The organism is Actinomycetospora sp. CA-053990 (genome assembly GCF_050948445.1).
Taxonomy (GTDB): Bacteria; Actinomycetota; Actinomycetes; order Mycobacteriales; family Pseudonocardiaceae; genus Actinomycetospora; species Actinomycetospora callitridis.
On sequence record NZ_CP192043.1, the window covers coordinates 3,019,140 to 3,030,782 of the forward strand.

The window sequence follows — 11,643 nt, forward strand, 5'->3', positions numbered from 1 at the left end:
GGATGGCGGGAATTTCGCACTGGTGGAACGCCAAGAGCCGGCCGGCGCAGTGGGGCTACATGGTCCCGGTCGTGCTCTTCCTGCTCGCGCTGCCGGTGCTCAACCCGCCGATCATCACGACCGAGCCCTACACCGACTTCCCGATCTCGCTGTTCAACGCGGCGGTGTTCGCGCTCATCGCGATCGGGCTCAACGTCGTCATCGGGCAGGCGGGCCTGCTCGACCTCGGCTACGTCGGCTTCTTCGCCATCGGCGCGTACACCGCGGCGCTGCTGTCCAGCCCGGACTCCGAGCTGGGCGTGCGCTACCCGTGGCTGGTCATCGTGCCGATCGCCATGGTGGTCACGATGATCTCCGGGGTCATTCTCGGGACGCCGACGCTGCGGCTGCGCGGCGACTACCTGGCGATCGTCACCCTCGGCTTCGGGGAGATCGTCCGGCTGCTCGCCGACAACGTCGACCCACTGCGCGGCAACCGCGGCTTCCAGAACATCGCGCGTCCCGGGGGCGACTTCCCCGACGGCACCCCGATCTTCTCGCAGACCGACGCCCTGGGCTTCTACTGGCTCGCGGTCATGATCATCGTGATCGTCCTGCTGTTCATGGGGAACCTCGAGCGCTCGCGGGTCGGGCGCGCGTGGATCGCCGTGCGCGAGGACGAGGACGCCGCGGAGCTCTCCGGCGTCCCGACCTACCGGTTCAAGATCTGGGCCTTCGCGATCGGCGCGGCGGTCGGTGGCCTGTCGGGCACGCTGTTCGCCGCCCAGGTCGGCTACGTCAACAACCAGCGCTTCGACATCACGACGTCGACGCTCTACCTCGCCGCGGTGGTGCTCGGCGGGCAGGGCAACAAGGTCGGCGTGATCCTCGGGGCGTTCCTCGTCTCGTACATCCCCGACCGCTTCCAGTTCGAGCCGACCTACCGTTTCCTGATCTTCGGCGTCGCCCTCATCGTCCTGATGATCTTCCGCCCGCAGGGCCTGCTCGGGATGCGCCAGCACCTGCTGGCCAACGGCAGACAGGCGTACCAGAAGTTGTTCGGGGCGGGGACGGCCGTGGCGCCGAGCGGGTTGACGGCGTCGAGCAAGGCGCGGGGCGACCTGCCGGAGACGGTGCCCGACGACCACGCCGGCACCTCGCCGCGAGGAGGTGGGGAATGAGCGAGCCGTCGTCCACCGACACGTCGCTCGACACGCCCCCGAGCGAGGAGGGGCTGCTCGAGTCCCTCGAGCGCATGGACGCCGCCGAGCGCGCGGAGCACGACGCGGCGGTGTCGGCCTCGGTCGCGCCCGACCGGGAGATCAGTGTCGCGAAGGGCGAGACCCTGCTCGCGGTGGACGGGCTGACGGTGCGCTTCGGTGGCCTGACGGCTCTCGACGACGTCAGCTTCGACGTCCGCCGCGGCGAGATCCTCGGGCTGATCGGCCCGAACGGCGCCGGCAAGACCACCTGCTTCAACATCATGACCGGCGTCTACCGGCCGACGTCGGGCGACATCCTCCTCGAGGGCCAGTCGCTGGCGCGGATGAAGCGCTACAAGATCATCCAGACCGGCGTCGCCCGGACGTTCCAGAACATCCGGCTGTTCGGGGCGATGACGGCGCTGGAGAACGTCGTGGTCGGCACCGACGCGCGGCACCGGACGTCCGTGCCCGGGGCGCTGCTGCGGCTCCCGCGCCACCGCCGCGAGGAGCGCGAGGCCGTCGAGAAGGCCATGGCGCTGCTGGAGTTCGTCGGCATCGCCGACCGCGCGGCGGACAAGGCGACGGCCCTGCCCTACGGCTACCAGCGCCGGCTCGAGATCGCCCGGGCCCTGGCGACCGAGCCGAAGCTGCTGTGTCTCGACGAGCCCGCCGCCGGGTTCTCGGCCAGCGAGAAGGACGGGCTCTCCGAGCTCATCCTCAAGATCCGCGACGACGGGTACACGGTCGTCATCGTCGAGCACGACATGCGCGTCGTCCTCGGCGTGACCGACCGTCTCGTCGTGCTCGACTTCGGCCGCAAGATCGCCGACGGGATCCCCGACGAGGTCCGCAGGGACCCGGCGGTCGTCTCGGCGTACCTGGGCGGCGACCTCGATGAGGAGTCCGACCAGTGAGCCTGCTCGAGCTCGAGGACGTCCACGTCGCCTACGGGCGCATCCAGGCCCTGCGGGGGATCGATCTCCGCGTCGAGGAGGGCCAGATCGTCTCGCTGATCGGGGCGAACGGCGCGGGCAAGACGACCACCATGAAGGCGATCTCCGGGATCCTCGGCCTGCAGTCGGGGTCGATGCGGTTCGACGGCGAGGACCTCAACTCCGTCCGCGCCGACCTGCGGGTGGCCCGGGGCATCAGCCAGGTGCCCGAGGGGCGCGGGATCTTCCCGGGCATGACGGTCGCCGAGAACATCGACATGGGCGCCTACCTGCGCTCCGACCGGCGCACCCCGCAGTTCGCGGCCGACCTCGAGCGCGTGTACGAGATCTTCCCGCGGCTCGCCGAGCGGCGCTCGCAGGCCGGCGGCACGCTCTCGGGCGGCGAGCAGCAGATGCTCGCCATGGGCCGCGCGCTCATGGCGAAGCCCCGCCTGCTGCTGCTCGACGAGCCGTCGATGGGGCTCGCGCCGCAGTTCATCGCCCAGATCTTCCGGGTGATCACCGAGATCAACAACGAGGGCACGACCGTCCTGCTCGTCGAGCAGAACGCGAAGCAGGCCCTGGGCCTGGCGCACTTCGCCTACGTCATGGAGACCGGCGAGGTCACCCGCTCCGGCACCGGCGCGGAGCTCCTCGCCGACTCCACGATCCAGGACGCCTACCTGGGCGTGAGCTGAGGCTCGGGCTCGCCGGTCGTTGCAGCGAACGAGTGGTTCGCTGCTTCTAGGCGTACGAACTCCCCGTTCGCTCGGGCACCGGTGAGCCCGACGGCCGCCGCGACGGCGTCGGTGAGCGCTCCGACGGCGTCGGCGACGGGTGCGTCCGCCCGCCAGGCGACGTGGCCGTCGGGACGCACGAGCACCGCACCGCCCTCGGCGAGCCGGTAGGCGCTCACGAGCCGGGGGCCGGCGAGGTCGGGTGCGGCGAGCGACACCTGCGCTGCGGCGGCGCGCCACGACGGGTCGGCGGTCACCAGCGTCAGGCGCCCGTCCCACAGGTCGAGGGTCGAACACCGCCGGCCGTCGACCGTGACCCACACGTGCGGGGCCCGCTCGCCGGGTGCCGCGGCGAGGTCGGCCGGCTCCACGAGAGCCGGGGCGGCGCCGGCGAGCACCGCGGACGTGTAGCCCGTGCCGAGGTCGCCGGCGAGGCCGTCGGCGGGGTGGGGTACGCCCGGCTGCACCGAGCGGCGGGCGTTCCGCGCGCCGATGGGCGCTCGCTCGGCGGCGTAGCTCGCGAGCAGCGGCTCGCCGGCACGGTCGGCAGCCGCCCACGTCAGCTTCCAGCCCAGGTTGTGTCCGTCGTGGACCGCGGTGTTGAGCCCGACCGCGCCGACCGGGGTCATGCGGTGCGCGGCGTCGCCGACGAGGAACGCCGACCCTGCCCGCGACGCCGTGGCGAGCTCGGCGACGAGGTCGAAGACGGCCGTCCCGAGCAGCTCGGGACACAGGTCCGGGATGCCGGTGGCCGTGCGCAGCAGCGCCGTCCAGTGCGCGTCGTCGACGGGGATGTCGGCGTCGGTGGGGCACGGACGGGCGTAGCCCCACCGCTGGTCGCCGAACGCGATGATCAGGCCGCCCTCCAGGGCGTACAGCCCGTGGGCCCGGTCGCCGATCACGGCTCCGAGGTCGGCCCGGAACAGCACCTGGACGTGGCGACCGATCCCGCCGAGGTGCTCGACGTCGATGCCGAGCGCCGTCCGCACGCGGCTGCGCGGGCCGTCGGCACCCACGACGAACCGGGCGCGCACCGCCGTCGTCGCGCCCGTGTCCCGGTCGCGGACGTGCGCCCAGGCGCCCTCGTCGTCGACGGCGAGGTCGACGAGCTCCGTCGCGAACCGGATCTCGGCCCCGGCACGACGGGCCGCGTCGAGCAGGATCGGTTCGAGGAGATCCTGCGCGCAGCAGGCCGGGAAGGACGGGCTGACGGCGAGGGCCTCGCGGGGGAGGGGGAAGCCGATCGGGTTCTCGGTGAGGTCGGGGTCGACGAGGGTCCGACCGAACGCCGCCCGGGCGATGACGTTCGAGCTCGCCGCGCGCACGTCGTCGGCCACGCCCCAGGTTCGGAAGATCTCCATGGTGCGCGTACTCAGCCCCGAGGCCCGGGGGTGGATCGAGGTGCTGTGGTGGCGCTCGACGACGAGCACCCGCGCTCCGTGACGGGCGGCGGAGATGGCGGTGGCGAGGCCCGCGGGGCCGGCGCCGATGACGAGGAGGTCGTTTCCCATGGCGTCGAGCGTCGTGGCGCGGCCGCCGCACCGGATCCGTGCTGACTACGGAATCAACGGCGCCTCCCGCGCCCACGTCCGTAGCCCGCTGCGGTCGGACGTCCCCGTCTTGGCCAGCAGCCGGGCGACGTGGGACTCGACGGTGCGCGTCGAGAGGTGCAGGCGCCCGGCGATGTCGGCGTTGGACAGGTGCTCGGTGACGAGCCGGAGCACCTCGGCCTCGCGGAGGGTGATCCCGAGCCGGCGCAGGTCCGGCGGCACCGGGTCGGCGGTGCGCGACGTCCGGGTGGGTGCGCCGGCGGCCCGCAGCAGGTCACGGCACGTGCGGGCGAGCGCGCGGGCACCCGGGTCGTCGCCCTGGGAGTGCACCGCGAGGTCGGCGCGCAGCGCCGGCACCGGGTCGCCCCAGCCGTCGCGCACGGCGGCGTCGAGGACGACGGTGCGCACGAGGCGGTGCCACCAGGACGTGTCGTCGAGGAAGCCCGCCGCCTCGGCGGCCAGGGTCGTCGCCTCCGCACCGCGCCCCGCCCGCCCGGCGGCGATCGCGTCGGCGTAGGCGAGCATGCCGGCGTTGGGGCGCGTCATCATCATGTGGTGCCCGCGCACCCGGTCGCGGGCCTCGGCGTCGCGTCCCCCGACCGCGGTGCGCAGCAGCGGCCAGAGCCCGTAGAAGGCGAGGGGGCCGCGCTGCGGTGGGCCAGCGCGGCGGGGACGGAGCGGTCGAGGAGCTCTGCGGACCGCGGGAGGTCGTGGGCGAGGAGCGCGGCCAGCGCCGGCACGAGCGGCCCGAGGACGGCGATCTCCGGGGAGACGTCCGCCCGCGAGAGGCCGGCGGCCTGCAACGCGGCGGCCTCCGCCCGCTCGCCGGCGAGCGCGGCGGCCCCGCCGGCGAACAGCTCGGCCATGCCCTGCAGCGAGGTGAGGTGCAGGAGCCCCAGCCGCTCGATCGCGGGCCGGGCGATCGCGAGTGCCGCCCGCGGTCCGTCGAGCTGCAGCGCGGCGTCCGAGCGCAGCAGGTCGCACTGGGCGGCCTGGGCGAGCATCCCGTGCCGTTCGGCCAGCTCCCGGGCCTCGGACAGGCCCGTCGCGCGGACGTCGCCGGCGCTGAGGCGTCGCGCGCCCAGCGCGAAGAGCGCCTCCACCCGCCAGGGCGTCAGCCCGTGCTCGCCGGCGAGGCGCGCCGCGCGCTCCCCGATCGCCGCGCCGTCGAGGTCGTCGTCGGTCAGGGCGCAGCGGCCGAGGACCAGCAGCGCCTCGACGAGGGTCTCGTCCCTGCCGGACCCTGCCTCCGCGGCCGCCACGGCTGCCCGGGCGCGCACGGTGGCGGCGGCGGTGTCGCCGGCCCCGAACGCGGCGTCGGCGGCGAGCACGAGCGAGCGGGCGTCGTCCGGACGGCCGGCGCGCGCGATCCACTGCTCGGCCTCGGCCCAGCGCCCGCCGAGCACCGCGGCCCGGGCGAGGCGCAGGCAGAGCTCCGCGTGCTCGTCGCCGACCACCTCGCCGGACTCGAGCGCCGCGGCGCCGACCGTCAGCGCCTCGGCCGCCCGGCCGCGCAGTCCGAGCACCCGCACCCGCTCGGCGGCCACGCGACCGGGCTCCGCGCCCAGCTCCCCGGCCCGCACGAGCAGTTCCTCGGCGTGGCCCAGGGCGCCCCGGGAGGCGTCGCGGCGCGCGAGGTCGACCAGCAGGGTCGTCGCCCGCCCGTGGTCGCCGGCCTCGGCGAAGCGCGCGGCCGCCGCCTCCCGGTCGCCGGGGAGGCCCGCGCCTCCAACGCCGCCGCGAGCCGGCCGGCCACCGCCGCGCGGTCGGGCGGGAGGAGGGCCGCGAGCACCGCGTCGCGGGTCAGGGCGTGGCGCCAGGCGAGACGTCCGTCGGCGGCGGCGAGCAGGCCCGCGGCCACCGCCGCCCGTAGCGCCGCGAGCACCCCGGCCTCGTCGACGCCGGTGGCCGCGGCGAGCAGGCGGTGGTCGGGGTCTCCGGGGGCGACCGCCGCGGCGTCGACCACGGCGCGTGCCCCGTCGGGCAGAGCTCCCAGCCGTCGGGCGACCAGCCCCGCCCAGCTCGGGGGTACGGCGCCGGGGCCGGCGTCGAGCAGCTCCTCGACGAGGAAGGGCAGGCCCTCGGAGCGGGCGAGGAGATCGCCGAGATCGCGCGGCGGGCTCGCCCGGGTACCGGCGAGGGCGGCCACCGCCTCGGCGCCGAGCCGGTCCAGCGCGACGACGGTGACGTCCGGGTGGGCGGCGAGGGCGGCGACGCCGTGGTGGTCCTCGTCGTCCCGTGCGGCCAGGGCGAGCAGCACGGGGCCCGCGTCGACGGTGCCGGCCAGGTAGTGCAGGAGGTCGAGGGTGTCGGCGTCGGCCCAGTGCAGGTCGTCGAGCACGAGCACGGCGCCACCGTCGCCGTGGAGCTCGGTGAGCAGCGCGAGGACCCCCTCGCCGAGCACGACGGCGGGGTCGGCGCCCGGGCCCGCTGGCGGGTCGACGGGACCGTCCACCGCGCCCGGGACCAGCCGCGCGAGCGCCGTCCGGAACGGCCGCAGCCGGGGCGTCTCCGGGAGCGGTCCGGCGCGCAACGGCGGGGCGAGGGCCTCCGCGAGGGCCGGTACGCGCCTCCGCCGGGCACCGCGCGGCCCCGCAGCACCGGGAGCCCCGCGGCGCGGGCGGCGTCGGCGACCTCGGCGAGGAGTCGTGACTTCCCGATCCCGGCCTCGCCGGTGACCAGGACCGCGCCGCCGGCGCCGTCGGTCAGCGCCCCGACCCGCCCGTGCAGCAGGGCGCGCTCGGCGTCCCGGCCGACGACGGGACAGGGGCGGGACATGGGCCCATTGCAGCGCGCCCGCGGCCCCGTCCACCAGAGCGTCGGACGGGGGCCACGGAGCGGGGTCGCCGTGCCACCGCCCGCGAACCGTCCGGCGGTGGGGCCGTTCGGCGGTGGGACCGCCCGGTCCGGTGTGGTCGGGTCCGGGCAGGCCGTGCCCGTGACGGAGGTGGCCGCGATGCCGAGGACCACGTTCACCGACCTGGTCGGGTGCCGCCTGCCCGTCCAGCAGGCCCCGATGGGGGCGATCTCCCCGCCGGCCCTCGCCCGGGCGGTCGCCGCGGCGGGCGGGCTGGGCACGATCTCCGTGCCGCCCGGCGGCGAGGTCCCTGCGGACCTCGCCGAGCAGACCGACCTGGCCGGCGGGGTGTTCGCGGTCAACCTGGTGGGCGAGGGCGTCGCCCTCGACACGGTCCGCCGCGCCGCCGCGCATGCCCGGGTGGTCGACTTCTTCTGGTCGTGGCCCCACCGTGCGGCCGTCGACGCCGTGCACGCCGAGGGCGCGCTCGCGAGCTGGCAGGTCGGGTCGCTCGCCGAGGCCGTCGACGCGGTGGACGCCGGTGTCGACCTGGTCACCGCGCAGGGGCGCGGGGCCGGCGGCCACGTCCGGGGGACGAACCGCTGGGTGCCCTCCTCGCGAGCGTGGTCGCGGCGGTGCCGGTGCCGGTGCTCGCCGCGGGCGGGATCGAGGACGCCCGGAGCCTGGCCGACGTGCTCGCCGCCGGCGCGGCCGGCGCACGCCTCGGCACCCGCCTCGTGGCGACGCCCGAGAGCGGCGCGCACCCGGACTACGTGGCGGCGGTGCTCGCCGCCCGCTCCGGGTCGACCGAGATCACCGACGCGTTCGCGGTGTGCCCGCTGTGTGCCACCCGGCCGACGGCCCGGGTGCTGAGCTCCGCCGTCGCCGCGGTCCGTGCCCTGCCCGAGGGGCAGGTCGGCGTCCTGCGCACGCCGAACGGCGAGATGGCGCTGACCCGCGGGCACGGGATGCCGCCGTCGCGGGCGGTCACGGGCACGGTGGCGGCGATGGCGCTCTACGCCGGGGAGGCGGTGGGCGCGGTCTCCGACGTGCGCCCCGCCGGCGACGTCGTCGCGGCGATGTGCCGGGGGGCCGACGCGCTCCTGGTCGGCGCCGTCCCTCAGCCGCGGGAGCCCGGCGGCCGCGAGCGATAGACGCAGGTGAGCTTGGCGGTGCAGACGCGGCGGTCCTCGGAATCGGTGATCACGATCTCGAAGGTGCCGATCGTCCGGCCCACCGACAGGGGCGTGCAGACGCCGGTGACCAGGCCGTCGAGGGCCGAGCGGTGGTGGGTGCAGGAGAGCTCGAGGCCGACGGGGAGGCGCTCGGGCCAGCCGTGCATCGCGGCGGCCGTGGAGCCCAGGGTCTCGGCGAGCACGCCGTTCGCGCCGCCGTGCAGCAGGCCGAAGGGCTGGCGGTTGCCGGTGACGGGCATCGTGCCCACCACCCGCTCCTTGGTCCACTCGGTGATCTCGATGCCCATCCGGGCGGCGAGCTGCTCGTCGGGGTACTGGACCTCGATCTCGGGCACCGCGGAGGACTCGGGGGCCGGGGAGCTGGTCATCCCCGCAGGGTAGGGCGGGCGATCGGGCGCGGCCGCCCGGGCGTCCGGGGTGTGTCGGGGGTCGCCCCTAGACTCGCGGCGTGGCTCCGACAGGCACGGCGACCCAGCACGAATCGACGCAGCCCGAGACCGTCCCGGACGCCCCGGCGGGCGGGCGCGGACGTCTGCTGCTGCTCGACGGGCACTCGTTGGCCTACCGGGCGTTCTTCGCCCTGCCGACGGAGAACTTCAGCACCACGACGGGCCAGACGACGAACGCCGTCTACGGCTTCACGTCCATGCTCATCAACCTGCTGCGCGACGAGGAGCCGACACACGTCGCGGTGGCCTTCGACGTCTCGCGGCAGACCTTCCGGGCCGAGACGTTCGCGGCCTACAAGGCCAACCGGTCGGCCACGCCCGACGAGTTCCGCGGCCAGATCGACCTCATCAAGGACATCCTGCGGGTGCTCGCGATCCCGGTGCTCGCGGTCGAGGGCTACGAGGCCGACGACGTCATCGCGACGCTCACCACGCAGGCCGTGGCCGAGGGCATGAGCGTGTCGATCTGTACCGGCGACCGCGACGCGTTCCAGCTGGTCAGCCCCGAGGTCACGGTGCTCTACCCGCGCAAGGGCGTGTCCGATCTCGTGCGCTACACGCCCGAGCAGGTCATGGAGCGCTACACCCTCACGCCCGAGCAGTACCCCGACTTCGCGGCGCTGCGGGGCGACCCGAGCGACAACCTCCCGAGCATCCCCGGGGTGGGGGAGAAGACGGCGCAGAAGTGGGTCCGGGAGTTCGGATCCCTCGACGCGCTGGTCGACCGCGTGGACGAGGTGCGCGGCAAGGCCGGCGACGCGCTGCGCGAGAACCTCTCCTCGGTGGTGCTCAACCGCCAGCTCACCGAGCTCGTCCGCGACGTCGAGGGCATCGGCGCGGGCCCGCACGACCTCGAGGTCCGCCAGTGGGACCGCGACGCCGTGCACCAGCTGTTCGACCAGCTCGAGTTCCGGGTCCTGCGCGAGCGGCTGTTCTCCACGCTCACGGCCGCGCTCCCGGAGGCCGACGAGGGCTTCGAGGTCCGCGGCGCCGCCCTCGAGCCCGGCGCGGTGGCCGACTGGCTGGACGACCACGCCCGCGACGGCTCGCGCACCGGCCTCTCGTTCCGCGGCACCTGGGCCCACGGCGCGGGCGACCTCGAGGGCATCGCGCTCGCCGCGGCCGACGGCGAGAGCGCGTTCGTGGACGTGCGCACGCTCTTCGAGAACGACGAGAAGGCCCTCGCCGGCTGGCTGGCCGACCCCGCCCTGCCGAAGGCGGGCCACGAGATCAAGGGTCCGAGCCACGCGGTGCGGGCGCGCGGCTGGGCGCTCGCGGGCGTCACCAGCGACACCGCCCTGGCCGCCTATCTCGCCCGTCCGGGCGAGCGCAGCTTCGACCTCGCCGACCTCGCGCTGCGCTACCTGCGCCGCGAGCTGCGGGTCGAGGAGAGCGGTGACGCCGGCGACCAGCTCACGCTCGACGGCGGCGAGGAGGAGGCCGACACCGCGCTCGCGCAGGCCGAGATGCTGCGCGCCCGCGCCGTCACCGACCTCGCCGAGAAGCTCGACGAGGACCTCGCCGAGCTCGGCGGCACGGCGCTGCTCACCGAGCTCGAGCTGCCCCTGCTGGCGGTGCTGGCCGACCTGGAGGCCGCCGGCATCGCGGTCGACGTCAGCGCGCTGCACGACCTCGAGTCGCAGTTCGGGGCGCGCGTGCAGGCCGCGGCGCAGGCCGCGTACGACGTCATCGGCAAGGAAATCAACCTCGGGTCGCCGAAGCAGCTCCAGGTGGTGCTGTTCGACGAGCTCGAGATGCCGAAGACCAAGCGCACCAAGACGGGCTACACCACCGACGCGGACGCGCTGCAGACGCTGAACGAGTCGAACCCGCACCCCTTCCTCGAGCACCTGCTCGAGCACCGCGACGCCACGCGCCTGCGCGTGACGGTCAAGGGGCTGCTCGACGCGCTGTCCGACGACGGGCGCATCCACACCACGTTCAACCAGACCATCGCGCGCACCGGCCGGCTCTCCTCCACCGAGCCGAACCTGCAGAACATCCCGGTGCGCACGGCCGAGGGCCGCCGCATCCGCGACACCTTCGTGGTCGGCTCCGACTCCGCCGACGGCGCGTTCGGCGAGCTCATGACCGTCGACTACTCCCAGATCGAGATGCGCATCATGGCGCACCTCTCGCGCGACGAGGCGCTGATCGAGGCGTTCCAGTCGGGCTACGACTTCCACTCCGTCACCGCGGCGCACGTGTTCGGGGTGGCCGAGGACGAGGTGTCGCAGGGGCAGCGCGCCAAGATCAAGGCGATGAACTACGGCCTCGCCTACGGCCTGTCCGCCTACGGGCTCTCCGCCCAGCTCCGGATCTCCACCGACGAGGCCAAGGAGCTGATGGAGGAGTACTTCACGCGCTTCGGCGGGGTGCGCGACTATCTGCGGCAGGTGGTCGACCAGGCCCGCAAGGACGGCTACACCAGCTCGATCCTGGGCCGCCGCCGCTACCTGGCCGACCTCACCAGCGACAACCGCCAGCGTCGCGAGATGGCCGAGCGGATGGCGCTCAACGCCCCGATCCAGGGCAGCGCCGCCGACATCATCAAGGTCGCGATGCTCGGGGTGCACCAGGCGCTGCGCGACGAGGGCCTGCGCTCGCGGATCCTGCTGCAGGTGCACGACGAGCTCGTCCTCGAGGTCGCCACCGAGGAGAAGGACGCCGTGACCGATCTCGTGCGCCGCGAGATGGGCGCCGCGTTCGAGCTCGACGTCCCCCTCGAGGTGTCGGTCGGCTTCGGCCGGTCGTGGGACCAGGCCGCGCACTGACCACCGGGGTGTGACGGCGGGCCC

General features: G+C 74.9%; 10 protein-coding genes and 1 pseudogene. 5 read left to right on the forward strand and 6 right to left on the reverse strand.

Annotation, left to right across the window (positions count from 1 at the left end; translation table 11 throughout):
• Positions 1–2 precede the first annotated feature (2 nt).
• The 3 genes from ACQPYN_RS15585 to ACQPYN_RS15595 are packed head-to-tail and all read left to right on the forward strand — an operon-like array spanning position 3 to position 2,814.
• A complete protein-coding gene (locus ACQPYN_RS15585) occupies positions 3–1,160 on the forward strand; it encodes a branched-chain amino acid ABC transporter permease (RefSeq protein ID WP_433038394.1) in 1,158 nt (385 codons plus the stop codon).
• Complete coding sequence (locus ACQPYN_RS15590; protein ID WP_433038396.1) at positions 1,157–2,098, forward strand: ABC transporter ATP-binding protein; 942 nt, start codon at positions 1,157–1,159, stop codon at positions 2,096–2,098. The genes ACQPYN_RS15585 and ACQPYN_RS15590 overlap by 4 nt, the downstream gene beginning before the upstream one ends.
• Positions 2,095–2,814: an ABC transporter ATP-binding protein gene (locus ACQPYN_RS15595; RefSeq protein ID WP_433038398.1), complete on the forward strand. Its 720-nt coding sequence runs from the start codon at positions 2,095–2,097 to the stop codon at positions 2,812–2,814. The genes ACQPYN_RS15590 and ACQPYN_RS15595 overlap by 4 nt, the downstream gene beginning before the upstream one ends.
• On the opposite strand, the gene ACQPYN_RS15600 is transcribed toward ACQPYN_RS15595, so the two are convergent.
• The 5 genes and pseudogenes from ACQPYN_RS15600 to ACQPYN_RS15620 form a co-directional block, all read right to left on the reverse strand.
• Positions 2,796–4,364 carry an FAD-dependent oxidoreductase gene (locus ACQPYN_RS15600; protein WP_433038400.1) on the reverse strand — a complete coding sequence of 523 codons (1,569 nt, stop codon included), beginning with the start codon at positions 4,362–4,364 and terminating at the stop codon, positions 2,796–2,798. The two genes, ACQPYN_RS15595 and ACQPYN_RS15600, sit on opposite strands and share 19 nt — an antisense overlap.
• A gap of 45 nt (positions 4,365–4,409) precedes the next feature.
• Complete coding sequence (locus ACQPYN_RS15605) at positions 4,410–4,949, reverse strand: response regulator transcription factor (protein WP_433038401.1); 540 nt, start codon at positions 4,947–4,949, stop codon at positions 4,410–4,412.
• 2 nt (positions 4,950–4,951) lie between these two features.
• The gene (locus tag ACQPYN_RS15610) at positions 4,952–5,986 is read right to left on the reverse strand and encodes a hypothetical protein (RefSeq protein WP_433038403.1); all 1,035 of its coding nucleotides are present in this window, start codon (positions 5,984–5,986) and stop codon (positions 4,952–4,954) included.
• Positions 5,893–6,858, reverse strand: coding sequence for a hypothetical protein (locus tag ACQPYN_RS15615; RefSeq protein WP_433039198.1), 966 nt, complete (start codon positions 6,856–6,858; stop codon positions 5,893–5,895). Before ACQPYN_RS15615 ends, ACQPYN_RS15610 begins: the two co-directional genes overlap by 94 nt.
• A 134-nt stretch (positions 6,859–6,992) precedes the next feature.
• Positions 6,993–7,181 (reverse strand): annotated as a pseudogene (locus ACQPYN_RS15620) (ATP-binding protein); the annotation flags it as partial.
• Positions 7,182–7,823: 642 nt separating this feature from the next.
• Between ACQPYN_RS15620 and ACQPYN_RS15625 the strand changes: the two are divergent.
• Positions 7,824–8,354, forward strand: coding sequence for a nitronate monooxygenase (locus ACQPYN_RS15625; RefSeq protein ID WP_433038405.1), 531 nt, complete (start codon positions 7,824–7,826; stop codon positions 8,352–8,354).
• Here the strand turns inward: ACQPYN_RS15625 and ACQPYN_RS15630 are convergent.
• Positions 8,321–8,764 carry a PaaI family thioesterase gene (locus tag ACQPYN_RS15630; RefSeq protein ID WP_433038407.1) on the reverse strand — a complete coding sequence of 148 codons (444 nt, stop codon included), beginning with the start codon at positions 8,762–8,764 and terminating at the stop codon, positions 8,321–8,323. The genes ACQPYN_RS15625 and ACQPYN_RS15630 overlap by 34 nt on opposite strands.
• A gap of 164 nt (positions 8,765–8,928) precedes the next feature.
• On the opposite strand from ACQPYN_RS15630, the gene polA reads away from it, so the two are divergent.
• Positions 8,929–11,619 (forward strand): DNA polymerase I, encoded by a 2,691-nt coding sequence (gene polA, locus ACQPYN_RS15635; protein ID WP_433038901.1) that lies wholly within the window; start codon positions 8,929–8,931, stop codon positions 11,617–11,619.
• Positions 11,620–11,643 lie beyond the last annotated feature (24 nt).

Bases quoted from the DNA above. Each gene is read 5' to 3' on its own strand.
- ACQPYN_RS15600 (WP_433038400.1), bottom strand. From the start codon at position 4,364: ATGGGAAACGACCTCCTCGTCATCGGCGCCGGCCCCGCGGGCCTCGCC.
- ACQPYN_RS15590 (WP_433038396.1), top strand. From the start codon at position 1,157: ATGAGCGAGCCGTCGTCCACCGACACGTCGCTCGACACGCCCCCGAGC.
- ACQPYN_RS15605 (WP_433038401.1), bottom strand. From the start codon at position 4,949: ATGACGCGCCCCAACGCCGGCATGCTCGCCTACGCCGACGCGATCGCC.
- ACQPYN_RS15585 (WP_433038394.1), top strand. From the start codon at position 3: ATGGCGGGAATTTCGCACTGGTGGAACGCCAAGAGCCGGCCGGCGCAG.
- ACQPYN_RS15630 (WP_433038407.1), bottom strand. From the start codon at position 8,764: ATGACCAGCTCCCCGGCCCCCGAGTCCTCCGCGGTGCCCGAGATCGAG.